The sequence below is a fragment of the Streptomyces lasiicapitis genome, assembly GCF_014646335.1.
GTDB lineage: Bacteria > Actinomycetota > Actinomycetes > Streptomycetales > Streptomycetaceae > Streptomyces > Streptomyces lasiicapitis.
Map to the genome: position 1 here is coordinate 476,855 of NZ_BMNG01000003.1, position 24,283 is coordinate 501,137.

Consider the following 24,283-nt stretch of genomic DNA (forward strand, 5'->3'; position numbering starts at 1 on the left):
ACCTCGCGACCGCTCAGCGCGGCGCCGCGCCCGCCTGCCTGGCCGCCGCCACCGTCGTCGCCGCCTGGTGCTCCACCTGGTGCTCCAACGGCACCCAGCGCGCCTTGAACCGTTCGGCGAACGTCTCGCTCCAGTGCGTCACCAGACGGTCCAGGCGCGGCGCCGCCCGGTCGTCCGCGTCGGTGAGCACCCGAAGCAGCATCGCCGCCGCCCGCAGCGGCAGCCTTCGCCCGAAGGCGTCGACGCTCCCGATGTACGCCATCGACGTGCCCGCGGGCGGCAGCAGACCCCAGTCGTCGGCGAGCCCCGGCACCAGGTCGAGCGCCCACTTCGCCGCCCGCAACAGCGGTCCGTGCGCGCTCGGCAGGCGCGGAAGGGCGTCCTGGAGGACGTCCTCGACCAGCCGCGCGTCGTGCCGAAGGCGTGCGGCGAAGGACCGCAGCGCCGTCCTGGGCGCGGGGTGCGCCGCCATGTCGCCCACCGTGTCGCTCGCCCACATCGGCACCTCCACGATCGCGGTCGTACCGCCGTAGCGGTGCGCGTGGTGCCACGTCGTGTGCCGTGCGTCCTCCGGCAGACTCGGATACGCGGCAGCCGAACCCGGCCCCGGAAGGACATGTACGCCGGGCCCGGACACCGGCCACCCGGCCGCGTCCGAGGCGCCCGTCTCCACCGGAATGCCGTGCCGCGCCGCGGACTTGGCGAACGGCTCGGCGAGGCCCGGGATGTCCCGGGTGAGCTGCACCCAGCTGCCGCCCAGATCGGTGCAGTGCAGGGACACCTGCAAGTAGGGCCGCAGTTCGTCGATGACGCCCGTCAGGGCGAGGGTCTCGGGCGGCAGCCGGTCCGGGGGCAGGACCGAGGGCGACCACTCGGGCTGCTCGGGGCCCGCGGGGCGGAAGAAGTGCCGGTGGTAGTCGAGCAGGGTGCTCGGCGCCGGGGTGCGGTGCAGGCTCGCGCCGTCCGGGTCGGCGCACAGCAGGAAGTGCCAGGAGGCGTCGGCCCGCAGCCGCCGGTCCAGGAGCGAGCGCTCGGCGAGCGCGAGGAGGGTGGAGCCGCCGGTGGGCTCGTTGGCGTGGGCGCCCGCGACCACGAGCACCGCGCGCGGGGAGTGCCCCACGGACAGCAGGTGCAGGGGCCTGCCCGCGCGCGAGGTGCCGACGCGGCGCAGTGTGCTCAGCTTCGGACGGAGACCGGCCAGCTCCCGAGCCGTCAGAAAGAGTTCGGGAACAGTGGGATAGCGGTTTTCCGCCAGTTGACTCACCCCCGCCCGGTCGCCCACTGACGCAATCCGCAGTACGCCACGCGACGGTAGAGGTGTCAAGCACTCCGGACCCGAGCTCCCCAGGGCCCGCGCAAGGAACACACCGGTCCCCCGCGCCGTGCCCCACGGGGGTGCGCGCCTCAGACCTGCTCCAGGAGCACCACCGGCAGCTGGGCGAACAGCTCCGCCACGCGCGCGTGCCCGCTGAACTTCCGCCCCGGGGCGAGCAGATCGGTCCAGGTCCCGTCGGGCAGCGGCAGCGCGGTGTCCGCCCAGCCGCCCGCGTCCGCGAGGCGCAGCGAGAGCCGGGTCACGGCCACCGTCACGCTCCCGGAGCGGACGTAGGCCAGACAGTGCCCGGCGCCGCGTCCCACGGCCGCCAGTGGCTCGTACGCGCCCGCGCCGCCGAAGAGTTCCGGCCGCCGCGCCCGCAGCCCCAGCGCCGCCAGCGTCACCGCGAGCTTCTCGTCGGAGAGATCCCAGGCGTCCCGTCGCCCGGCGAGGCCCTCAAGCGACTCCGGGTCGAAGGTGACCGGATGACGGTTGTCGGGGTCCACCAGCGCGCGGTACTCGCGTTCCGTGCCCTGGTAGAGGTCGGGCACCCCCGGCATCGTCAGGTGCAGCAGCGCGCCGCCGAGCACGTTCGCGCGGACGTGCGGCGCGAGGCCCGCGGCGAACTCGGTCACGGTGTGCAGCGGCGGACCGCACGGCCCGGCCTGGAGGAACGCCGTCACCGCCGCCTCGTACGCCTCGTCGCGCTCCGTCCAGCTCGTGTGCAGGCCTGCCTCCCGCACGTGCTTCAGCAGCGCCTCCTGGAGACGCTGTCCGTACGGCCCCGCCTCCTCGGCTGCCCGCGCGGACAGCGCGGCCGGCGCGAGCCCCACCGCCGTCTGCCAGGCCGCCCACTCCAGTTGGGGATCGGGCGCTCTCCGCCCGCCCGCGAGCGCGGTCTGCCGGGTCACCTCGGCGAGCAGGCCCGCCCACCGCGCGGGCGCCTGCGCGAGCACGCCGATGCCCGCCCGCACATCCGCGCTGCGCTTGGTGTCGTGGGTCGTCATGACGGTCCCCGTGTACGGCCAGTCGCGCTGCACGCGCGCGCAGTACGCGTGGAACTCCGCCACGTCCACCGCCGGCCTGCCGGGCGAACCGCCCACCTCCGCCGCCGACAGGAGCGGCGCGTGCCGGTAGAACGCCGTGTCCTCCACGGACTTGGCGCGCAGCGCGGCGGCCGTCTGCGCGAACCGCGCCCGGAAGGCCGCCCGCGCCCGAAGCACTTCCGGCGCCCCAGGGGCCTCCTCCGCCTCAAGGGGCGCCCCCGACCCGTCGCCCGACGGCCTGCCAAGGACCAACTCCCGCACGGTGTCCACCGCTTCGGCCTCCGCGCGGACCGCGAACACCGCCTTCGCCTCGGTGGCCGCCCACGCGGTGAGGACCGTCTCGGGATCGGCGCCCCCGGCGGCGTACGGACGATAGACCTCAAGGCGCACAAGCAGCTCCCGCAGTGCCGTCCGCAGGGCCCACGGCGCGTGGTCGCGCAGCGCGGGGTCCGTGGCGCACAGCGCGTCCGCCTCGCGCGTCAGCCGGTCCACCTCGGCCGCCAGCTCGTGCGTGACGACCTTGTACGCGGCGCGCCGCACGGTCGCCGCCCAGTCGCCGCCGCGGTCGGCGGGCGGGGCGGCGAACCGGCGGAACTGCGCGAGGAGTTCGTCCGATCCTGCCTCGTCCGTGAGCACCCCGTCGACGTGCCGCAGCGCGTCGTAGCCGGTGGTGCCCGCCACAGGCCAGGCCGCTGGCAGCCGCTCGCCGTCGGCCAGGATCTTCTCCACGGCCGTCCAGCGCCCGCCCGTCGCCTCGTGCAGCCGCTGGAGATACGCCCCGGGGTCGGCGAGCCCGTCCGGATGGTCGACGCGCAGCCCCTCAAGGACCCCCTCGTCGAGCAGCCGCAGGACGGTGGCGTGCGTCGCCTCGAAGACCTCCGGATCCTCCACGCGTACGGCGATGAGATCCGAAATCGTGAAGAAGCGGCGGTAGTTGATCTCCGTGCGGGCCAGTCGCCACCAGGCCAGGCGGTACCACTGGGCGTCGAGCAGCCGCGGCAGCGGCAGCTCCTCGGTGCCTTCGCGCAGCGGGAAGACGTGGTCGTGGTAGTGCAGCGCGCCGTCCTCGACCCGCAGCCGCGCCAGCTCGCCGCCGAGCCTGCCCCCGAGCACCGGAAGCAGCACCTTGCCGCCGCCCGCCTCCCAGTCGATGTCGAACCAGCGCGCATAGGAAGAGTGCGGTCCCTCGCGCAGGACCTCCCACAGCGCCCGGTTGTGGCGCGGTGCCGCCGCCATGTGGTTCGGCACGATGTCCACGACCAGACCGAGCCCGGCCGCGCGCGCCGTGCCCGCGAGCGCCCGCAGCCCGTCCTCACCGCCCAGCTCCGCGCGTACGCGCCCGTGGTCCACGACGTCGTACCCGTGCGTCGACCCGGGCACCGCCTCCAGAACCGGCGACAGATGCAGATGCGAGACGCCGAGCGAAGCGAGGTACGGCACGGCCCGCGCGGCGGCCGCGAACGGGAAGTCCGGCTGCAGCTGGAGCCGATAGGTGGCGGTGGGCGGCGGCGGAACCACGGGGGCGGGGCGCTGTGGCGTCATGCGAACCTACGTACCCTTCCCACCGCCTTTCGTGCCTTCGACGCATGCGCGCCACGGCAGCGTCGCGGCTAGCTTCCAACGAATGGCTGAGAACGCGCAGGGGTCCGGGGCGGGTGCCGCCGACTGCCCTGACACGGGCGGACGGGCGGTGGGCACGCGGACTGTGGGGGCGCGGGACCGCGACGTGCGGGGTGGAGGTGTGCCGGACGGCGGTGCAAGTGATGGCGGTGTGCGGGACCAGGACGTGCGGGATGCCGGTGTGTGGGACGGCGGTGGGGGCGGCGCTGCGCGCGAGGGTGGCGTCGGCGACGCCGGTGCCCGCGGCGGCCGTGCCCGTGACGGTGACGCGCACGACGCCGCCGTACAGAAGTCCGGCGCGCGTGCCGCCCTCGACGCCTACCGGCAGGTCGTCGCTCTCACCGGGGCCGTGCTCCCCGTGGTGTCGTTCCTGGGGCGGTTGCCCGTCGCGGTGATCCAGTTCGGGAGCGTGCTCCTGGTGAGCAGGACCAGTGGGTCGATCGCGACCGGAGGCGCCGTCGCGTGTGCGCTGGCGCTCGGGCAGGTGAGCGCGGGGCCCTTCGTCGGGCGGCTCGCGGACCGGCGCGGGCAGCGGCCCGTGGTGCTCGTGTTCGCGGCGCTCAACGCCCTCTCCATCGCCGCCTACACGCTCGGCGCGCTCCTGGGCCTGCCCACCCCCGCCCTGCTCCTCCTGGGCGTTCTCGCGGGCGCCAGCGTGCCCGGGGTGGGGCCGCTCGCCCGTGCCCGCGTGGTGCGCCTGGCCCGGCGCCGGGGCGCGGACGGCCGTCTCGTCGGCACCGCGCTCTCCCTGGAGTCGACGATGGACGAGCTGTCCTTCGTGCTCGGCCCCGCCCTCGTGGGCCTCGCCGCCCTCGCGGGCCACCCGGCGTACGCGTTCGGTGTCGCGGCCCTCCTGGTCGCGGTCTGCGGGACCGCTTTCGCGCTGCATCCGACCGCGCGGGCGGCCCGGCCCGAGGACGGCACTGTCCCCCGCCCGCGCGCCGCCCGCTCGCGGCTGCCGCGCGAGGTGTACGTCGTCCGGACCGGCCTGGTCTTCCTCGGCGTGCTGCTCGGCGCCTGCGGGGCCGGGATCACCGCGCTCACCGAGGAGCTGGGGGAGCAGGGCCAGGCGGGCCTCGTCTACGCCGCGATGGGCGTCATGAGCGCGGTCGTCGGCCTGGCGATGGCCGCGGTGCCCGACCGGTTCGGGCTGCACGCCCGCTGGCGCGTCGCCACGGCCGCCGCCGCGCTGCTCTCCCTGCCGCTGGTGTGGACGCACAGCATGGCGGCCCTGTACGCCGTCGTGACCGTCTTCGGCGCCGTCTACGCCCCGAACCTCATCACCGGCTTCGCCCTCACCGAGCGCGCCGTCCCGCAGGCGCGGCTCGCCGAGGGCATGACCTTCGCGGCCAGCGCCTTCGTGGGCGGCCAGGCCGTCACGCTCGCCGTGGCCGGCCGCCTCGCCGAGACACACGGCCCGGCCGCCGCGTTCGCGCTCGGCAGCGCCGCCGCCGCGGTGGCCTTCGCCGTGGCGCTGATCGCCCGCCCGGCGACGTACGACAGCGGGGAGCCCGAGACGTACGACGGCGAAAACGGCAGGCACGCGCGCGTACCGAACGCCACCGTCACCCCGGAAGGCACCCTCACACCGGACGCTGCAACACCGTCAGGCTCCGGTCGACAAGAGTGAGCCGCTCGCCCGCCCGCACCTTCGCCCCCGTCCCGGGCGGCACCCCGTCCTCCCGCGCGGTGTCCACCACCACCTGCCAGCGCGCCCCCTGGTTCACCGGAACCACGAACTCCAGCGGTTCGGCGGAGGCGTTGAACATCAGCAGGAACGAGTCGTCGGAGATCCGCTCGCCGCGCTCCCCGGGCTCGGAGATCGCGTTGCCGTTGAGGAACACCGTCAGGGCGCGAGCCTGCGCCGCGTCCCAGTCCTCCTGCGTCATCTCCTCGCCCTCGGGCGTGAACCAGGAGATGTCCGACAGCTCGTCGTGCGTGCCCTCGACGGGGCGGCCGTGGAAGAACCGGCGCCTGCGGAACACCGGATGGTCGCGGCGCAGCCACGCCATCGCGCGCGTGAACGCGAGCAGCGTGCTCTCGCCGTCGGGCCAGCGCACCCAGGCGACCTCGTTGTCCTGGCAGTAGGCGTTGTTGTTGCCGCCCTGCGTGCGCGCGAACTCGTCGCCGTGGCTGAGCATCGGCACGCCCTGGGACAGCATCAGGGTGGCGACGAAGTTGCGGATCTGCCGGGCGCGCAGCGCGAGGACGTCCGGGTCGTCGCTCTCGCCCTCGACGCCGCAGTTCCAGGAGCGGTTGTGGCTCTCGCCGTCCTGGTTGTCCTCGCCGTTGGCGTCGTTGTGCTTGTCGTTGTACGCGACCAGGTCGTGCAGCGTGAAGCCGTCGTGGCAGGTGACGAAGTTGATCGACGCGAGCGGCCGCCGCCCGTCGCCCTGGTACAGGTCGGAGGAGCCGGTGAGCCGGGACGCGAACTCCGCGAGCGTGCGCGACTCCCCGCGCCACATGTCCCGCACCGTGTCGCGGTACTTGCCGTTCCACTCCGTCCACAGCGGCGGGAAGTTGCCCACCTGGTAGCCGCCCTCGCCGACGTCCCACGGCTCGGCGATCAGCTTCACCTGACTGACCACCGGGTCCTGCTGCACCAGGTCGAAGAACGAGGACAGCCGGTCCACCTCGTGGAACTGCCGCGCGAGCGTCGCCGCGAGGTCGAAGCGGAAGCCGTCCACATGCATCTCGGTGACCCAGTGCCGCAGCGAGTCCATGATCAGTTGCAGGACGTGCGGGTTGCGCATCAGGAGCGAATTGCCGGTCCCCGTGGTGTCCATGTAGTAGCGCGGGTCGTCGGTGAGGCGGTAGTACGAGGCGTTGTCCAGGCCCCGGAAGGACAGCGTCGGACCCAGGTGGTTGCCCTCGGCCGTGTGGTTGTAGACCACGTCGAGGATCACCTCGATGCCCGCCTCGTGCAGCGCCTTGACCGCCGACTTGAACTCCAGGACCTGCTCGCCCCGGTCGCCCCAGGAGGCGTACGCGTTGTGGGGCGCGAAGAAGCCGATGGTGTTGTAGCCCCAGTAGTTGTTCAGGCCAAGGTCGACGAGCCGGTGGTCGTTCACGAACTGGTGGACCGGCATCAGCTCCAGGGCCGTGACGCCCAGCTCCGTCAGATGCTCGATGACCGCGGGGTGCGCGAGCGCAGCGTAGGTGCCCCGCAGCTCGTCGGGCAGCTCGGGGTGCAGCATCGTGAGGCCCTTGACATGGGCTTCGTAGAGGACGGTTTCGTTGTACGGCGTGCGCGGCGGGCGGTCGTCGCCCCAGTCGAAGTACGGATTGACCACCACGGACGTCATCATGTGCGGCGCCGAGTCCAGGTCGTTGCGCTTGTCCGGGGACCCGAAGTGGTAGCCGTACACCTCCTCGCCCCAGCCCACGGAACCGCTCACCGCGTGCGCGTACGGATCCAGGAGCAGCTTCGCCGAGTTGAGCCGCAGCCCGCGCGCGGGGTCGAAGGGGCCGTGCGCGCGAAAGCCGTACCGCTGGCCCGGCATCACACCGGGCAGGTAGGCGTGGCGCACGAACGCGTCGGACTCGCGCAGCTCGACGGCGGTCTCCGAGCCGTCGTCGTGCAGCAGACACAGCTCCACTCGGTCGGCGGCCTCGGAGAAGACCGCGAAGTTCGTGCCGGCGCCGTCGTACGTGGCGCCGAGGGGGTACGCCTGCCCAGGCCAGACCTGCATGCCTATGACTCTTCCACGATCGCCCTCCGATCATGACCGGAGTTGGGCCAGAGTCTGCTCGAAAGTGGGGCAACCACAGGGGAGTTGAGCCCGTCTAACCGGCTGACGACATACTCGACATGCCCATAAATGGGGCTGATACGGGGAGTTAGGGGGAGGATGTGCGCAAGCTAGTCAGACGTCACCTGGGGAAGGTGGTGGCCGGCGGCGCCCTGGCCGTGGCCGCGACCGCGGCCCTGCTGGCCGTCACGCTGCCCGAACAGGCGGGCGCCGACGATTCCGGCGACCGCGCGGCGGCGGGCTCGGCCCGCCAGGACGCCGCGGTGGGGCGCGAGGGAGTCGTGGAGGCGGCACCGGAGGAGGGCACGAAGGGCATAGGCAGCGACCCGCTGACCGACGCCGAGACCGAGCTGGCCCAGAAGGCGGCTCTGAACAGCAACGGCCTGCGCTCCAGCGCTCGGGACGTCGAAGGGGACCGGGGGCCCCAGCGACTGTCCACGAACCTGGCCGAGAGCGAGCCGGACGACAGTGGGGCCGACGCCCCGCGCCGCGCCCAGATCGTGTACTACGACTACAAGAAGGACACCGTCATCACCAAGACGGTGAACCTGGACAGCGGCAAGGTCGAGTCGACGCAGCAGGCTCAGAACGTCCAGCCGCCGCCCGGCAAGGAAGAGCTCACCGAGGCCGCGCAGCTGCTCATCGCCGACGAGCACGGCAAGGGCCTCAAGCAGGACTACAAGAAGGCCACGGGCAAGGACCTGTCCGGGCCCGGGGAACTGGAGCTGAGCGGCTTCGTCTTCCGCAAGGAGACGATCAAGAACGTGCCGTCCGACCTCACCGAGTGCGGCAAGCACCGCTGCCTCCAGGTCGTGACGAAGGTCAAGAACGGGCCGTGGATCGACACCAGGTCCTTCGTCGTCGACCTCAGCGCGCGCACCGTGGGCCGGCTCGGCTGACCGCCCTCCAGGGGCACTCACACTCTCCCTCCTCCAGAAGGAGTCACTTTCGTATGCACGTCTCGCACGGCAAGAGACTCAACGGCGCCCGCAAGGTGCTCGGCACGGCCCTCGCGGTGACCGCGCTCCTGGGAGCCGCGATATCGGCGGCCGGCCCCGCCGCGGCCGACGGCAAGGCCGCTCCCAAGGCACCGGCCGCGCCCGCGGCCGACTGCAGCGCCGCCTACAAGATCGAGCAGACCCTCGACGGCGGCACGACCTGGCGCATGTGCTGGCACTACAACACCTACTCCGGGCTGATCCTCGACAAGGTCAGCTACCAGCCCAAGGGCGAGGCCAAGCCCATCCCGGTCCTCACCAGCGCCCGGCTCGCCCAGGTGCACGTCCCCTACGACGACGGCGAGGCCGAGTTCGACGACGTCACGGGCACGGACTTCGGCATGGCCCTGCAGAAGCTGAAGACCAGCGAGTGTCCCGGCGGCACCATCAAGACCGTCAAGGTGCCCGACCGGGGCGACGTCTCCGGCCTTTGCGTCACCACGCGCGCGCGTGGGCACGCGTACCGCCTCAACAACGACGGCAGCACCGGCGGCTCCGGCAAGGTCTACACCGGCCAGGGCCGGGACCTCCTTGTCTACACCGTCAACAAGGCCTCCTGGTACGAGTACATCACCGAGTGGCGGTTCTCCTCGGACGGCACCATCAGCTCCAACGTCGGCGCGACCGGCAGCCTCTCGCCGTTCGACTTCGACGGCGGCGACGACCGCGGCTGGCCCATCGGCAAGGGCGACCAGGCCAAGGCGGAGAGCCACTCCCACAACGTCTTCTGGCGGATGAACTTCGGCCTGGACGGCTCCCCGAAGGCCAAGGTCGAGCAGTACGACTCCAAGGTCACCCCGCCCACCGGCGGCGGCAGCCCGACCACGAAGACCACCCGCACCCCGGTCACCAAGGAACTCGCGGGCGACCGCAAGGACATGCGGTGGTGGCGCGTGGTGTCCACGGCGGGCAAGAACAAGGACGGCCACCCCCGTTCGTACGAGATCGTCCCCGGCGCGAGCCAGAAGCACGCGGGACGGCCCTTCACCAAGCGCGACGTGTTCTTCACCCAGTACAAGAAGTGCGAGCAGTACGCGAGCAACAACCCGTCCTGCGGCAACGGCGTGCCCACCAGCGTCGACAAGTGGGTGGACGGCCAGACCCTGAACCACCCCATCACCTGGGTGAACATCGGCTTCCACCACATCGCGAGGGACGAGGACCAGCAGCCCATGCCGGTCCACTGGCAGGGCTTCTCCATGGCTCCGCGCGACGTCACGGCCATGAGCCCGCTCACTCCCGGTGATCTGGCGGGGCAGAACGGACGTCCGCCGAACGTGGGTTGAGAAACGACCTGTCCATCCGGCTGCACCGCCCGCCGCTCCCGGAGTACCCTTCCTTGATCGTTGACCGGGGGAGAGTCCGGGGGGAGCGGAAGGCGGTGCATGGGTGAGCTCGGGTGGGCGGGAACTGCCCCCTGGTGACGAGGGTCACGAGGAGGGCTCCGCCAATGTCCCGCCGTCGGCCGTGTCCTTGGCACGGCCGGTGGACATGGCATCCCAGATCGGCCCCGAGCTGGACTGGGGGCCCGACGCCTGGCGCGAGGTGCGTACGCGCGCCCAGCGGGCCGGGCGGGCCTACATCTGGCTGAATCTCGTGGAACAGCGGCTGCGCGCGGTCGTGGCCGCTGTTCTGCGTCCCGTCTACGAACCCGTCCACGCCGACGACTGGGTCGTCGCCGCGGCCGGACCCGCCGGGCAGGAGTGGGTGCAGCGGGCCGTCGCCGTACGCGAAGTGAGCCGCCGCAAGGGCTATTTGCTGGACCCGGCCGACGACAACGTCCTGAGCTTCCTGACCCTCCCGCAACTGCGGGAGCTGGTCGTCCAGCACTGGCCGTGCTTCGAGCCCTACCTGGACGACCGGCGCGAGGTCGAACTCGCCCTGGACGAGCTGGAGGTCACCCGCAATGTGGTCTCCCGCAACCGCGCCCTGTCCCCGACGGTCCTGGCCCAGGCCGAACGCGCCTCGGCCCGCCTCCTGGAGATCCTCGGCGCCGGCTCCGACATCCCCTCCGCGCGGCGGCTGCCCGTCGACGCCGTCGAGGAGCTCGTCGGCGACCGGTACGCCGACGTGGTCGGCGTGCACACCGACCGGGTGCGGCTCCTTCGCCAGTTTCCCGCCGAGGACCTGTTCGGCGAGGCCCGCCGCGTCGACGCCATCGGGATAGGCCTGAACCTCCTTGTCCAGAACTTCTCCGGGCGCCGCCTCGTGCGGCTCGCCGAGTCCGGCTGCCGGGTGCGGCTGCTGTTCCTGAACCCCGCGAGCAGCGCCGTCAAGCGGCGCGAGCGTGAACTCGGCCTGAAGCGGGGCGAGCTGGGCCGCGCCGTCGAGACGAACATCCTGCACATGCGGCGGGTGCGTTCCCGCCTTCGCGACCCCGGGGCCTTCGAGATCCAGGTCTTCGACGAGACGCCGCGGTTCACGGCCTATCTGGTCGACGGGGACGGGGCGGACGGCATCGCCGTCGTCCAGTCCTACCTCCGCCGGACGCGCGGCATGGAGGCACCGGTGCTCGTGCTGCGCGGCGGCGGCCGGGTGGTGAAACCGGGCGATCACGGCGAACACGGGCTGTTCGCGACGTACCGGGAGGAGTTCGAGACGGCGTGGGCGGACTCGCGGCCGGTGTCGTGAGGCGGGGCCCGGCGGGGCGAGGGCGACAAACGGAATCCGGCCACCTCATTGTCAGTGGCGCATGGGATCGTGGTGGTCACTGGGGGAAAGCACCACGACGAAGGGGGCGGCCATGGGCTGGCACCGGGAGCTGCTGATCGGCTTCGACCTGGAGACGACGGGCACGGACCCGCTCGCGGCACGCATCGTCACGGGGGCGGTGATCGAGGTCAGGGCCGGGCAGGAGCTCGGCCGCCGCGAGTGGCTCGCCGACCCCGGGGTTCCGATCCCCGAGGACGCGGTCGCCGTGCACGGCATCACGAACGAGCGGGCCGCCGCCGAGGGCAGGCCCGCCGCGGAGGTCGCCGACGCGCTCGCGGGTGTCCTCGTGTCCTACTGGCAGACGGGCGTGCCGGTCGTGGCGTACAACGCCGCGTTCGATCTGAGCCTGCTCTCCGCCGAGCTGCGGCGGCACGGGCTGCCGTCCCTGCGCGAGCGTCTCGGCGGTGCCGAGCCCGCGCCCGTCATCGACCCCTACACCATCGACCGCTCCGTCGATCGCTATCGCCGCGGCAAGCGCAACCTCGAAGCGGTCTGCACCGAGTACGGCGTGGTCCTGGAGTCCGCCCACGACGCCTCCTCCGACGCCCTCGCGGCAGCGCGGCTCGCCGGCGCGATAGCCGACCGCCACGCCAAGGTCGCCGACCTCGGCGTGGCCGAACTTCATCGGCGGCAGGTGCAGTGGTACGCCGAGTGGGCGGCGGACTTCCAGCAGTTCCTGCGCAGGAAGGGCGACGCGGCGGCGGTGGTGGACGGGACTTGGCCACTGCGGGAGGTGGCGGCGGGGGTGTAGCCCTCGCGGGTGCGCCCCAGTCCCGCCCCTTTCCCGTAACCAGGGGCTGCCGCCCCTGGACCCCGCTGTCGGCCTGAACGGCCTCGTCCTCAAACGCCGGACGGGCTATTTCCCACCCACCCGCCCCAACTTGCACGACTGCCCGCAGCGGGCACTATCAGCCCGTCCGGCGCTTGAGGACGAGGCGCGAAGCGCCGACAGGGGGAGAGGGGCGAAGCCCCAGACGGACAGCGGCGGCACTTAGAACGGATGCCACCGCACGGCCGCATCCCCGTCCCGAAGGGACACCACGCGGCGACGGAACTCGGCCAACGCCGCAACGTTGCCCGGAGCATGCTGCGCGACCCACGCGCAACTCGCCGTCTCCCGCGCCCCGCGCAACACCGGGCAGCCCTCCCACTCCCGCACATCCCACCCGTACACACGGCAGAACTCGTCATAGGCCTCGCCCCCGAGCCCGTACCGATCCCGGGAGAGCGCCATGACCACGAGGTCGTGCTCGCGCAGGTCGGAGGAGAAGGTCTCCAGGTCCACGAGGACGGGCCCGTCCGGCCCCACCAGGACGTTGCGCGGCAACGCGTCCCCGTGGATGGGCCCAGGGGCCAGGTGCGGCACGAGCGCGGCCGCAGCCGAGGCGAACCCGTCCCGCCGCTCCCGCAGATAGTCGGCGTCCTCCGCGTCGATCGCGTCCCCGGCGAGCCGCAGCCACCGCTCGACCCCGCCGAGCAACTCACGCCGCGGCAACTCGAAGGCGACGGAGGAGCCAGAGGAGCCAGAGGAGCCAGAGGAGCCAGAGGAGCCAGAGGAGCCAGAGGAGCCAGAGGAGCCAGAGGAGCCGGAGGAGCCGGAGGAGCCGGAGGAGCCGGAGGAGCCGGAGGGAACAGGTGCGGCGGGGAGTGCGTGGATCAGGCGCAGCAGTGCCGCCAGGTCACCCGCTCCCGCAGGCCGCACAGCCTCCGGCAGCCGATGCCACAGCGTCACCGGATGCCCCGAGACGGACCGCGCCCCGGGCTCCGCGGCGCGCACGGCCGGCACCCCGGAGTCCCGCAGCCACTCCGCGACGGCGATTTCACGCCGAGCCCGGTCGAGCAGTCCGGGCGCGTCCCGGCCGATCTTCACGACGAGGTCGCCCACGCCGAACACCGCGTTCTCGCCGAGCGCGAGCAGCTCCGCACCGCCCGCCACACCCGCCCCGAGACCCGCCGCGTCCAGGACGTCCCGCGCCCCTGCCTCGTCCATCCGTTGCCTCCCGCACCCTGTGCCTCACCCGCGCCCGATGACGTCCGGCCGCCGCGCAAGTCTCGCATTCGCACAGGCCAGAGTGGACGTCCGGCGTGCGCAGTTGCTTGACGTATCAAGGTCACATCAGCACGATGACGGGGGCCGCCCGGGCGGCCAAAACTCAATCAACCGCCCAAAGGAGCCGATTCCGTGACATTGGCGACCGCGAAGAAGCGGTCCGGCACAGGCTCCCCGGAGGGCGCGCCCCGCGCCGGGGTGATGGACCACGGCGCGTGGTTCCTGGTGCTGCCCGCGCTGCTCCCGATCCTGGTCCTCAGCGTCGGCCCGCTGCTCTACGGCATCTCGCTGGCGTTCACCGACTCCCAGTCGGGCCGCACCGAGCCGACCGAGTGGATCGGCCTGCTCAACTTCCAGGACCTGCTGCACGACACCCTGTTCTGGGACTCGTTCCGGATCGGCCTGCTGTGGGCCGTCGGTGTGACCGTGCCGCAGTTCGTGCTCGCCCTCGGCCTCGCACTCCTGCTCAACCAGAACCTGCGCTTCCGCTGGCTGGCCCGGTCGCTCGCGATCATCCCGTGGGCGATGCCGGAGGTGGTCGTGGGCATCATGTGGCGCCTGGTCTACAACCCGGACGCGGGCATCCTGAACGAGACGATCCGCGACCTGGGCCTGGGCGACGGCCGCGACTGGCTGACGGGCATCGGCTCCGCGCTGCCCGCCGTCATCGTCGTCGGTGTCTGGGCGGGCATGCCGCAGACGACGGTCGCCCTGCTCGCCGGGCTGCAGAACGTGCCGCGCGAGCTGCACGAGGCCGCCGAGGTGGACGGCGCGGGCGCCTGGCGCCGCTTCCGCACCGTCACCTGGCCCGCTCTGAAGCCCATCGCGCTCGCCATCACCGCGCTCAACTTCATCTGGAACTTCAACTCCTTCGCCCTGGTCTATGTGCTGACCAACGGCGGCCCCGGCGGACGTACGCGCCTTCCGATGCTGTTCGCGTACGAAGAGGCCTTCCGCTACGGCCAGTTCGGCTACGCGGCGGCGATGGGCTGTGTGATGGTCGCGCTGATCTCGGTGCTGCTCGCCGTGTATCTCGTGGGCCGGTTGAGAGGGGGAGAGCAGCGGTGAGCCGACGTACCAGCAGGCCCGCGCGCGCGGGGCAGTACCTCGCGCTCCTCGCGTATCTCGTCTTCCTCGCCTTCCCGTTCCTGTGGCTGATCTCCACCTCCTTCAAGCCGGCGCGCGAGCTGGGCAGCCTGCACCCCACCTGGATCCCCAACGACCCGACCCTCGCCAACTACCGCCAGGCCTTCGACGAACAGCCCCTGCTCGAAGCCGCCGGGAACTCGCTGATCGCGGCCCTGAGCGCGTCGGTCGTCGCCGTCGTCATCGCGACCCCGATGGCGTACGTGATGGCGCGGCACCGCACCCTGCTCGCGCGGGCCGCGACCGGCTGGGTCGTGGTCAGCCAGGCGTTCCCGTTCGTCCTGGTGATCATCCCGCTGTTCCTGGTCCTGAAGAACCTGCACCTGATCAACTCGCTGCCCGGACTGATCATGGTGTACGTCGTGTGGGCGCTGCCGTTCGCGCTGTGGATGCTCGTCGGATACGTACGCGCGGTGCCGACGGAGCTGGAGGAGGCCGCCGCCGTCGACGGCGCGAGCAAGCTGCGCACGCTCGTGTCCGTGACCGCGCCGCTGCTCGCGCCGGGCATCGTCGCGACGGCGCTGTTCGCCTTCATCACCGCGTGGAACGAGTTCTTCTTCGCGCTCGTCCTGCTCAAGACCCCGGAGAAACAGACGTTGCCGGTAGTCCTCACGCACTTCCTCGGCGCGGAGGGCGCGGCCGACCTCGGCCCGCTCGCCGCCGCCGCGTTCCTCGCGACGCTCCCGTCGCTCGTCGTCTTCGCGATCATCCAGAAGCGGATCACCGGCGGGATGCTGGCCGGGGCGGTGAAGGGCTGATGGCGGTACGTGCGCGCGCGCTCGGCGCCGTGGCCACCGCGCTCGTCCTGCTGCTCGCCGGGTGCTCCGACAGCGGTGACGGCGACTCCCGCGGCCGGATCACGCTGCGCTTCCAGTCCCTTGCCTGGCAGAAGGAGTCCGTCGACGCCAACAAGGAGCTGGTGAAGGAGTGGAACGCCACCCACCCGGACGTCAAGGTCGAGTACGTACAGGGGAGTTGGAGCAGCGTCCACGACCAGCTCCTCACGTCCTTCGAGGGCGGTGAGGCGCCGGACATCATCCACGACGCCTCCGACGACCTCGCGGACTTCGCGTACGGCGGCTACCTCGCGGACCTCGGTGAGCTGCTTCCGCAACGGCTCAAGTTGGACATCCCGCAGGCCAGTTGGGACACCTCCACCTTTGGCGGCAAGGTGTACGGCGTGCCGTTCCTCCAGGAGCCGCGCGTTCTGATCGCCAACGCCAAGTGGCTCAAGGAGTCCGGCGTACGGATTCCGACCCCCGAGAAGCCGTGGAGCTGGCCCGAGTTCCGGTCGGTGACGAAGGAACTGACGCAGGGCAAGGGGAAGTTCGGGGTGGCCTGGCCGCTGAAGGAGCCCGTGTCCGCGACGCTCAATCTGTCGCTGTCGACCGGCGGGAAGCTGTTCCACCGGCGCGCGGACGGCAAGGCCGAGATCCGCTTCGAGGCGGCCGACGAGGTCATGCCGCGCACCGTCCACGACCAGGTCGACGTCGACAAGAGCGCCTCGGGCGCCACGCTCGGCATGGGCGGCTCGGACACGCTGCCCGGCTTCTTCGGCGGCAAGTACGCGATGGTGCCGCTCGGGTTCTCCTACCGTCAGCAGATCGTGCAGCAGGCGCCGAAGGGCTTCGACTGGCAGGTCCTTCCCGCGCCCGCCGGCGCGGACGGGCTCGCGCAGGGCGTCAGCCCGCAGACCCTGTCGGTCGCCGAGGACAGCCCGCACAAGAAGGAGGCCGCCCGGTTCATCGACTTCTTCCTGCGGCCCGCGAACATGGTGCGGCTCGCGCGCGGCGACTGGATGCTGCCCACGGGCAAGGAGGCCCTCAAGGACCCGGCGCTGCGTACGAAGAAGGACGACTGGGCCACGGGCACGGCCCTCGCGCGGCACTTGCGCCCGGCGCCCGCCCAGTCGGTGCGCGGCTACCCGGAGTGGATGGACAAGATCGCGACGCCCGCGCTCCAGGAGTACTACAGCGGCGCGATCGGCATGGACGAGCTCCGGGAACGCCTTGTGGAGGACGGGAACCTGGTCCTGAAGCGCTATCAGCGCTGAGCGCGCCCCCGACGGCTTGCGCGGCGCCGGGGCACGGCATCGGTTCGCGGCAACGGGTCATGGCATCGAAAAGAGTTGCACGAGACGTCTCGTCTCGCATACTGTCGTGACATGACCACACGCCAGCGTGCCCACATCGCCATGTTCTCCATCGCCGCCCACGGGCACGTGAACCCGAGCCTCGAAGTGATCCGGGAACTCGTCGCCCGCGGTCACCGCGTCACGTACGCGATTCCGCACGCCTTCGAGGAGAAGGTCGCCGAGACCGGAGCCGAGCCGGTGCTCTACACCACCACGCTCCCGGGCCCCGACGACGACCCGGAGGCCTGGGGCAACACCCTGATCGACAACATCGAGCCGTTCCTGAACGACGCCATCAACGCGCTGCCGCAACTGCGCGCGGCGTACGAGGGCGACGAGCCGGACATCGTCCTGCACGACATCACCTCCTATCCGGCCCGGGTGCTCGCCCGGAACTGGGGCGTCCCCGAGATCTCGCTCTCGCCGAACCTGGTCGCCTGGGAGGGGTACGAGGAGGAGGTCGGCGAGCCGCTCTACGCGCCGCTGAGGGAGACCGAGCGCGGCCAGGCGTACTTCGCGCGCTTCCAGGCCTGGCTCGCGGAGAACGGGATCACCCAGCACCACGACTCGTTCGTCGGCCGCCCGCCGCGCTCGCTCGTCCTCATCCCCAAGGTGTTCCAGCCCAACGCCGACCGGGTGGACGAGAGCGTGCACACGTTCGTCGGCGCCTGTCAGGGCGACCGTGCCGCGCAGGGCGAGTGGCGGCGGCCCGAGGGCGCGGACAAGGTGGTGCTCGTGTCCCTCGGCTCGGCGTTCACCAAGCAGCCCGATTTCTACCGGGAGTGCGTGAAGGCCTTCGGTGATCTGCCCGGCTGGCACCTGGTGCTCCAGGTCGGCAAGCACGTCGACGCCGCCGAACTCGGTGACGTACCCCCCAATGTCGAGGTGCACAACTGGGTGCCGCAGCTGGCGATCCTCAAGCAGGCCGACGCCTTCGTCACGCACGCCGGGGCGGGCGGCAGCCAGGAGGGGCTCGCGACCGGGACGCCGATGGTCGCCGTGCCGCAGGCCGTCGACCAGTTCGGCAACGCGGACATGCTCCAGGCGCTCGGCGTCGCCCGGCATCTGCCGATGGAGGAGGCCGACGCGGAGTCCCTGCGCGCGGCGGTCCTCGCGCTCGTCGACGACCCCGAGGTCGCGCGCAGGCTCGACGAGGTGCGCGCGGGCATGGCGGGCGAGGGCGGCACGAAGACGGCGGCCGATCTGATCGAGGAGGAGATCGTGCGGGCCGCGCGTGACGGCGGTGTGAAGGAAGGGGATGCGGGCCGATGACCGCTTGGTGGTGCTACAAGGCGAGTTGGTGGTGTTTCGGCCTGGGTGCGGAGGTGGTCGACCGGGCGTGACGTAACGCTCCGTGAAGCCATTCGGTAACGGCCGGGTCATTCGGTAACGCTCGGGTAACGCGGGGCCGTCCTGGCTGGTCCATTGACTTGGCCTGAGTGCTTGACCCTTACCCCCGGCCAAAGGTTGCACCGGCCACCGCTTGTTACTTTCATGAGCAACTTCTTAGCGTGAGGTGAACTTCATTCGAACGCCAGGAAGTTGACCCATGTCACGACAGTCCGTGCGCCCCGACGTGCCGCCGCTCGCCGAGGTGCGCCGCATCACCCAGAAGAAGCGCGACGCGTGGTGGACGGTGATCCTCGTGGATCCGCTCGCCACGCCGCTCGTGCGGCTGACGGCGCGGTACACGAGGATCACGCCCAACCAGATCACCTGGGGCGCGTTCGTGCTAGGGCTGGCCTCGTCGGTGTGCTTCGCGTTCGGTGACTGGCGCTGGCTGGTGCTCGGCGCGGTGATCTACCACTTCAGCTTCGTCCTGGACTGCATGGACGGGAAGGTCGCCCGCCTCACCGGCACCGGTTCGGTCTTCGGCGCCTGGCTCGACTTCGTCTTCGACCGGATCCGGGTGATGGTGTGCGGGGTCGCCCTGATGGGCGGTCAGTACGCGCGCACCCACGACGAGACGTACATATGGCTCGCGGTCGCCGTGGTCTTCCTGGACACGCTCCGGTACATCAACTCGCTGGAGATATTCAAGATCCGGCACACCATGCGCAAGCAGATCAAGGCCCGCGTGCGGGCCGCTCGGCGGGCCGAGAACGCCGCCGAGCTCGCCTTCATGGAGGATCTGCTGCGGGACAACCCCGAGGCGGATGTGGAGCAGGATCTGGAGCGGGCCAAGGCGGAGGGGACCCCGTCGGCGGAGGTGGCCGCTTTCGAGGCCGACTCGCCGGCCGACGCCCACGTCGACGCCGGCGAGCCCGACCCGGCCGTCGGCACCCGTCGTAAGGCTCAGGTCATCGACCTGCACCAGGAGTTCCGGGGCAAGTTCCCCGCGTACCTGCGGGCGCGGTCCTTTCTGCTGCGGCATCGCATCCGTACGCACCTGGTGAGCGGCATCGAGTTCCAGATGGGTGTCTTCATCATCGGGCCGCTCTTCGACGCGGTGATCCCCGTGACGATCGTGTCCGGTGCGCTGCTGCTCGTCTTCGAACTCGCCATTGTCTACAAGCTGTTGCTGTCTACGCGGGACTTCTCGCGGACGTTGGACTCGTTCGAGCAGAGCAAGGTGGCGGCGGCTGCGTAAGCGCGCCCCAAAGGGGCGCGGGGAACTGCGCGACCAGCCCCCACGACCCGCAGGTTCAAGCGACCCAGTGCGGCTTGCGGCCCTCCGGCGAGCGGGGCAGGCCGTCGGACAGCGCCGTGGCCATGCGGTGGACTGCCTCGCGGAGGGTGTCTGGGGGAGCGGTGTACGGGATGCGGAGGCGCTGCTCGAACAGGCCGGGGTCGGGGGCGAAACAGGCGCCGCCCTCGATCCGTACGCCGTAGTCGAGGACCCGTTCCGCGAGGGCCGAGGCCACGGGTTCGTCGAGGTCCACCCAGAAGGACAGGCCGCCCGACGGCTGCTGCCAGGTCCACTGGGGGAGATGTTCAGCCAGCGCAGCGGCCAGCGCGGTGCGCTGTTCGCGGAGTTGGTCGAGGCGCTCCGACAGCAGCTCCCCGGCCCGGTCAAGGAGCGCGAGGGCCAGGAGCTGGTCCAGGACCGAGCCGCCCATGTCGGTGGCGACGCGCTGCCCGGCGAGTTCGGTGACGAGCCGGGACGGCGCCCGCAGCCAGCCGATGCGCAGGCCGCCCCAGTGCGTCTTGCTCATCGAGCCGACCGTGATGACCTTGCCACCCGCGTCGGGCGCGGCGTGCGAGGCGAACGGCGCCGGGGCGGGCCCGTCGAGCGCCAGTTCCGCGAGCGTCTCGTCGATCACCAGCCAGGTGCCGGAGCGGTGCGCCGCGCGCAGCACGCGGGCGCGCTCCCCGTCGGGCATGAGGCAGCCCGTCGGATTGTGGAAGTCGGGGATCAGATAAGCCAGTCGGGGCACCGCCTGCCGCAGCGTCGACTCCATGATCTCCACGTCCCAGCCGGTGTCGGTCACCGGCACCGGCACCGTGCGAAGGCGGGCGCGGCGCATCGCCTCCAGCGCGTTCGGGTACGACGGGCTCTCGACCATGACCCGGTCGCCGGGCCGGCACAGCAGCCCCAGGACGAGGGAGAGCGCGTGCTGCGCGCCCGATGTCAGCAGGATCTGCTCCGGCACCGTGGCCAGGCCCCGCCGGGTGAACCGCTCGGCGACGGCCGCCCGCAACTCGGCCAGGCCGTACGGGTGGTAGCCGGGAGTGTGCGCGTGCGCGGCCAACTGCGGGGTGACCTCGGCGAGCGCGTCGGCGAGCGCCCGCTCCGGCAGCGCAGGCGCCGCCCTCGCCAGGTCGATCGCGCTGTCGCGGGGCCGCAGCAGCCGGGTGACCGCGCCCGGCGTGCGGCCCTCGGGCAGCTGGGTCCACGTACCCGAACCCTGCCTGCTGCGCGCGTAGCCGCCCTCCCGCAGCAGGTCGTATACAGCCGTGATCGTGGCCCTGCTGGTGTTCAGGGCGGTGGCGAGCTCCCGTTCGGCGGGGAGCCTGACGTGCAGCGCGATCCGTCCGTCGAGGATCAACTGGCTGATCGCGCGGGCGAGATGGCGGTACGCGGGCCGCGCCCCGGCCGGGTCGGGCAGCAGCGCGGCGAGCCGACGGCTGCCCAGGGTGCGGTCCCCGGACGCGGTCGCTTCCCACTCCGCCATACCATTCCCCCTGGATTGGCCATGTTTTACGGACCAATCACTCTACAGACTCGCCCTCATTGGCCTTGAGAAAGAGGCCTCTCCCCGCTCGGCCCCGGACGGCCGGGCCTTGAGGTGAACGAGCACCTGTGGAGGCACCCCCGCATGCGGCACCCCGCCGACGACACCGCCGACCGGACCCCCGGCCCGCCCCCGCTCACCTACGTCCCCCTCCGCGAGCACCCCCTCAGACGCTTCCCCCAACTCTTCCTGGGCCTCGCCCTGTACGGCCTCAGCATCGCCGTGATGGTCCGGGCCGGCCTCGGCGTCAGCCCCTGGAGCGTGCTGAACCAGGGCGTCGAACGCCACACCCCGCTGAGCTTCGGCACGGTCAGCGCGGTGGTCGGCGTCCTCGTGCTGCTGCTGTGGATACCGCTGCGGCAGCGGCCGAGGTTCGGCACGGGCGCCAACGTCGTCGTCGTGGCGTACGCGTCCGACCTCGGCCTCTGGCTCGTACCCGACGGACTCGGCCTCGCGGCCCGGACCGGCCTGCTCGTCGGCGGGATCCTCGCCAACGGCCTGTCCGTCGCCGTCTACGTGGGCGCGCGCTTCGGGCCGGGGCCCAGGGACGGCCTGATGACGGGCCTGGCCGGGGTGACCGGTCGCTCCCTCCGGGTCGTGCGCACCCTGATCGAGGTCACCGTGCTCGCCGTGGGCTGGCTGCTCGGCGGGAGCGTGGGGGCGGGCACCGTCCTGTACGCGCTCGCCATGGGGCCCGTCACCCAGTACTTCCTGCCGTGGTGCGCGTACGCGGGGACTCCGGCCGCTGTGCCGGGGCGGGCTCGGCGGGCTCGTCTGGGGTCACCTCGTCGTGCGTGAGGTCGGGCATCCTGTGCAGCCACCGCGGCAGGTACCAGTTCCGCTCCCCGAGCAGCGCCATCACGGCCGGAAGGAGCACGCCGCGGATCACCGTGGCGTCGATGAGGACCGCCGCCGCGAGGCCGACGCCCATCTGCTTCATCGACTGCATGGACAGCGTCCCGAAGATCGCGAACACCGCCACCATGATGACGGCCGCGCTGGTGACCACGCCCGCGGTGGTGACGACGCCGTGCGCGATCGCGTCCCGCGTCGTACGCCCCTGGAACCGCGCCTCCCGGATCCGCGAGACCACGAACACGTGGTAGTCCATCGACAGGCCGAACAGGATCACGAAGAGGAACAGCGGCAGCCACGCGACGATCGCGCCCACCCCCTCCGCGCCGACGAGCGACGCGCCCCAGCCGTGCTGGAAGACCATGACGAGGATGCCGTACGCCGCCCCCACCGAGAGCAGGTTGAGCACGATCGAGGTGGCCGCGACGACCAGGGAGCGGAAGGAAAGCAGCATCAGCAGGAAGGCGAAGACCACCACGAAGGCGAAGACGGGCGGCACGGACGAGCTGATCTGTTCGTTGAAGTCCTTGGACGAGGCGACCTGCCCGGTCACGGGCGCCTCCAGGCCGTCCACCTTCCCGAGCGTCGCGGGCCGCACCTCGTCGCGGATCAGCGTCAGGCTCTTCGCCGCCTCGTCCTGGTCGGAGCCGCCGATCAGGGGCACGCTCAGGACGGCCACGTTCTCCTTCTTGTGCAGGGTCACGTCCACCGGCCCCTTGGACGCGCCCGAACTGACCGCCTGCGCACGGAAGTCGGCGATGGCCTTGGTGACGGCCGGGGAGTCGATGTCGTCCGCCTTGACGACGACCTCGGCGGGTTCGGCGCCACCGGGGAACGCCTCGTTGACCCTTTCGTACGTCGCCACGATCGGCAGCGAGTCGCCGAACTCCTGGTCCAGGGTCAGCTCCTGGGTCTTCATGCCGAGCGCGGGCAGCGCGATCGCCGCGAGCGTGCCCGCCGCGAGCACCGTCCACAGCAGCGGCCGCCGCAGCACCCCGCCGACCACGGTCCGCCACAGCCTGCTCTCGTTGCCGTCCGGCCGACCGGACCGCTGCCGACGCCGCAGGAACGGAAGCCGCCCCTTCTCCACCCGCTCGCCGAGCAGCGAGAGCAGCGCGGGAAGGACCGTCACCGAGCCGACCATCGCCACCGCCACGACCATGAGCGACGCCAGGCCCATCGCCTCGAAGTCGGTGATCCCCGTGAACAGCATGCCCGCCATCGCCACGCACACTGTGATGCCGGAGACGACCACGGCCCGGCCGCTGGTCGCCGCGGCGATCCGCAGCGCCGTCTGCGGGTCGCGGCCCTTCTCCCGCTCCTCGCGCTCGCGCCGCAGATAGAACAGGCAGTAGTCGACGCCGACGGCGAGGCCCACGAGCAGCATCACCGAGTTCGCCACGTCGCTCATCGGCTGCACATGGCTCACAAGGGCCATCAGGCCCATCGTCGCCACGATCGCGGAGATCGCGAGCAGCACCGGGAGCAGCGCCGCCACCAGCGCGCCGAACGCGATCAGCAGAATGCCGAACGCGACGGGCACCGCGGAGTACTCGGCCTGCTGGAAGTCGCTGCCGAAGGCGTCCTCGAACGTCTTCTCCATGCTGGCGCCGCCGATCTCCTCGATCCGCAGCCCCGCGCCCTCGTGCCGGTCCGCCACGGCCTCGACGGCCTTCAGGACCGGCTCCACCCGGTCCATCGAGTCGTCGGGGTCGCCGCGCAGGTCCAGCTGGACGAGCGCGCTGCGGCCGTCCTTGGATATCGATCCGGACTTGTACGGGGAGGTGACGGCCGAGGTCTCGCCGGTGCCGCGTACCGCCTTGATGACGTCGTCGACCGCGGCCCGGAAGCGCGGGTCGGTGGCCTTCGGTCCTTCGCTCCCGCGGGCCTGCACGAGCACCGTCTCGCCGGTCGGTTCCTCGACGCCCGCGTCGTCGGTGATGCGCTGCGCCTGGCTGGTCTCGCCCTTGAGGTCGCCCTCCGGCGCCTCGGCCCGGCCCACGGCCGAACCGACGCCCGTCGCCAGGACGACGAACAGGACCCAGACGCCGACCGCCGCCCAGCGATGCCGCGCGCTCCAGGCCCCGGCCCGCGCGGCGAAGCCCCGCACAGGCGTGCTTCCTCTGCTCATGGTGGAGTCGCCCCCCGTCGTGTGGCGGCGGCACCGCGCCACCACCCCTGCTGACGAAGCTAGGGCGGCGCGGGGAGCGGAACGTCCTGCCCACAGGTGAGGTGGCGGCCCGTCTGAGGGAGGACACCGGCGCCTCAAGCCCCCTACACCTATCGGGACTTGGCACCTACACCTATCCGGTCACAGGGCCTTCGCACACGGAGGAATACGTTCCAAGGTGTCCGTTCTGTCAAGGGGACCCCCATTTGTTATTACAGAACCTTGTTGAACAAGTCACAGGCGCATGAAGGTATTGATCTGCGCGCGTCATTCAGACAAGGTTTCGTCCCAACGCCCAAAGATCTTCAGT

17 protein-coding genes are annotated in these 24,283 nt (G+C 71.7%); 11 read left to right on the plus strand and 6 right to left on the minus strand.

Annotated features, from left to right (window positions below):
• Positions 1–13: 13 nt before the first annotated feature.
• Positions 14–1,264 carry a M14 family zinc carboxypeptidase gene (locus IEY91_RS07640; protein ID WP_189173335.1) on the minus strand — a complete coding sequence of 417 codons (1,251 nt, stop codon included), beginning with the start codon at positions 1,262–1,264 and terminating at the stop codon, positions 14–16.
• Between the two features lie 140 nt (positions 1,265–1,404).
• On the minus strand, positions 1,405–3,903 hold the full coding sequence (treY, locus tag IEY91_RS07645) for a malto-oligosyltrehalose synthase (protein WP_189173336.1): 2,499 nt from the start codon (positions 3,901–3,903) through the stop codon (positions 1,405–1,407).
• 82 nt (positions 3,904–3,985) lie between these two features.
• On the opposite strand from treY, the gene IEY91_RS07650 reads away from it, so the two are divergent.
• Entirely contained in the window at positions 3,986–5,611 is a 1,626-nt protein-coding gene (locus IEY91_RS07650) for an MFS transporter (protein WP_189173337.1), read from the plus strand.
• On the opposite strand, the gene glgX is transcribed toward IEY91_RS07650, so the two are convergent.
• Positions 5,565–7,673, minus strand: a complete 2,109-nt coding sequence (gene glgX / locus IEY91_RS07655) for a glycogen debranching protein GlgX (RefSeq protein WP_189173338.1) — start codon at positions 7,671–7,673, stop codon at positions 5,565–5,567. The genes IEY91_RS07650 and glgX overlap by 47 nt on opposite strands.
• Before the next feature lie 161 nt (positions 7,674–7,834).
• On the opposite strand from glgX, the gene IEY91_RS07660 reads away from it, so the two are divergent.
• The 4 genes from IEY91_RS07660 (at position 7,835) to IEY91_RS07675 (ending at position 12,194) form a co-directional block, all read left to right on the plus strand.
• Entirely contained in the window at positions 7,835–8,632 is a 798-nt protein-coding gene (locus IEY91_RS07660; protein ID WP_229696773.1) for a Tat pathway signal sequence domain protein, read from the plus strand.
• Positions 8,633–8,685: 53 nt separating this feature from the next.
• Positions 8,686–10,017, plus strand: coding sequence for a copper amine oxidase (locus IEY91_RS07665; RefSeq protein WP_164319266.1), 1,332 nt, complete (start codon positions 8,686–8,688; stop codon positions 10,015–10,017).
• Between the two features lie 103 nt (positions 10,018–10,120).
• Positions 10,121–11,362: a DUF5919 domain-containing protein gene (locus IEY91_RS07670; protein WP_164319264.1), complete on the plus strand. Its 1,242-nt coding sequence runs from the start codon at positions 10,121–10,123 to the stop codon at positions 11,360–11,362.
• Positions 11,363–11,474: 112 nt separating this feature from the next.
• Positions 11,475–12,194: a 3'-5' exonuclease gene (locus IEY91_RS07675; RefSeq protein ID WP_189173339.1), complete on the plus strand. Its 720-nt coding sequence runs from the start codon at positions 11,475–11,477 to the stop codon at positions 12,192–12,194.
• Between the two features lie 240 nt (positions 12,195–12,434).
• On the opposite strand, the gene IEY91_RS07680 is transcribed toward IEY91_RS07675, so the two are convergent.
• Positions 12,435–13,433, minus strand: coding sequence for a phosphotransferase (locus IEY91_RS07680; RefSeq protein WP_189173340.1), 999 nt, complete (start codon positions 13,431–13,433; stop codon positions 12,435–12,437).
• Between the two features lie 192 nt (positions 13,434–13,625).
• Between IEY91_RS07680 and IEY91_RS07685 the strand changes: the two genes are divergently transcribed.
• The 5 genes from IEY91_RS07685 (at position 13,626) to IEY91_RS07705 (ending at position 19,363) form a co-directional block, all read left to right on the plus strand.
• A complete protein-coding gene (locus IEY91_RS07685; protein WP_164319258.1) occupies positions 13,626–14,561 on the plus strand; it encodes a carbohydrate ABC transporter permease in 936 nt (311 codons plus the stop codon).
• Positions 14,558–15,397, plus strand: coding sequence for a carbohydrate ABC transporter permease (locus IEY91_RS07690; protein ID WP_189173341.1), 840 nt, complete (start codon positions 14,558–14,560; stop codon positions 15,395–15,397). The genes IEY91_RS07685 and IEY91_RS07690 overlap by 4 nt, the downstream gene beginning before the upstream one ends.
• The gene (locus IEY91_RS07695; RefSeq protein WP_189173342.1) at positions 15,397–16,692 is read left to right on the plus strand and encodes an ABC transporter substrate-binding protein; all 1,296 of its coding nucleotides are present in this window, start codon (positions 15,397–15,399) and stop codon (positions 16,690–16,692) included. Before IEY91_RS07690 ends, IEY91_RS07695 begins: the two co-directional genes overlap by 1 nt.
• A 111-nt stretch (positions 16,693–16,803) precedes the next feature.
• Positions 16,804–18,045 carry a macrolide-inactivating glycosyltransferase gene (mgt, locus tag IEY91_RS07700; protein WP_189173343.1) on the plus strand — a complete coding sequence of 414 codons (1,242 nt, stop codon included), beginning with the start codon at positions 16,804–16,806 and terminating at the stop codon, positions 18,043–18,045.
• Positions 18,046–18,322: 277 nt separating this feature from the next.
• Complete coding sequence (locus IEY91_RS07705; protein ID WP_189173344.1) at positions 18,323–19,363, plus strand: CDP-alcohol phosphatidyltransferase family protein; 1,041 nt, start codon at positions 18,323–18,325, stop codon at positions 19,361–19,363.
• 55 nt (positions 19,364–19,418) lie between these two features.
• Here IEY91_RS07705 and yczR read toward each other — a convergent pair whose 3' ends face one another.
• Entirely contained in the window at positions 19,419–20,888 is a 1,470-nt protein-coding gene (yczR, locus tag IEY91_RS07710) for a MocR-like transcription factor YczR (protein ID WP_189173345.1), read from the minus strand.
• Positions 20,889–21,032: 144 nt separating this feature from the next.
• Between yczR and yczE the strand changes: the two genes are divergently transcribed.
• The gene (yczE, locus tag IEY91_RS07715) at positions 21,033–21,746 is read left to right on the plus strand and encodes a membrane protein YczE (protein ID WP_229696774.1); all 714 of its coding nucleotides are present in this window, start codon (positions 21,033–21,035) and stop codon (positions 21,744–21,746) included.
• Here the strand turns inward: yczE and IEY91_RS07720 are convergent.
• Complete coding sequence (locus IEY91_RS07720) at positions 21,646–23,934, minus strand: MMPL family transporter (protein ID WP_189173346.1); 2,289 nt, start codon at positions 23,932–23,934, stop codon at positions 21,646–21,648. The genes yczE and IEY91_RS07720 overlap by 101 nt on opposite strands.
• Positions 23,935–24,283: the final 349 nt, after the last annotated feature.

What these genes read in the sequence shown, in the direction of transcription:
- treY (WP_189173336.1), bottom strand. Translation starts at nt 3,903, where the DNA reads ATGACGCCACAGCGCCCCGCCCCCGTGGTTCCGCCGCCGCCCACCGCC.
- IEY91_RS07650 (WP_189173337.1), top strand. Translation starts at nt 3,986, where the DNA reads ATGGCTGAGAACGCGCAGGGGTCCGGGGCGGGTGCCGCCGACTGCCCT.
- glgX (WP_189173338.1), bottom strand. Translation starts at nt 7,673, where the DNA reads ATGCAGGTCTGGCCTGGGCAGGCGTACCCCCTCGGCGCCACGTACGAC.
- IEY91_RS07665 (WP_164319266.1), top strand. Translation starts at nt 8,686, where the DNA reads ATGCACGTCTCGCACGGCAAGAGACTCAACGGCGCCCGCAAGGTGCTC.
- IEY91_RS07675 (WP_189173339.1), top strand. Translation starts at nt 11,475, where the DNA reads ATGGGCTGGCACCGGGAGCTGCTGATCGGCTTCGACCTGGAGACGACG.
- IEY91_RS07680 (WP_189173340.1), bottom strand. Translation starts at nt 13,433, where the DNA reads ATGGACGAGGCAGGGGCGCGGGACGTCCTGGACGCGGCGGGTCTCGGG.
- IEY91_RS07695 (WP_189173342.1), top strand. Translation starts at nt 15,397, where the DNA reads ATGGCGGTACGTGCGCGCGCGCTCGGCGCCGTGGCCACCGCGCTCGTC.
- mgt (WP_189173343.1), top strand. Translation starts at nt 16,804, where the DNA reads ATGACCACACGCCAGCGTGCCCACATCGCCATGTTCTCCATCGCCGCC.
- IEY91_RS07705 (WP_189173344.1), top strand. Translation starts at nt 18,323, where the DNA reads ATGTCACGACAGTCCGTGCGCCCCGACGTGCCGCCGCTCGCCGAGGTG.
- yczR (WP_189173345.1), bottom strand. Translation starts at nt 20,888, where the DNA reads ATGGCGGAGTGGGAAGCGACCGCGTCCGGGGACCGCACCCTGGGCAGC.
- yczE (WP_229696774.1), top strand. Translation starts at nt 21,033, where the DNA reads ATGCGGCACCCCGCCGACGACACCGCCGACCGGACCCCCGGCCCGCCC.
- IEY91_RS07720 (WP_189173346.1), bottom strand. Translation starts at nt 23,934, where the DNA reads ATGAGCAGAGGAAGCACGCCTGTGCGGGGCTTCGCCGCGCGGGCCGGG.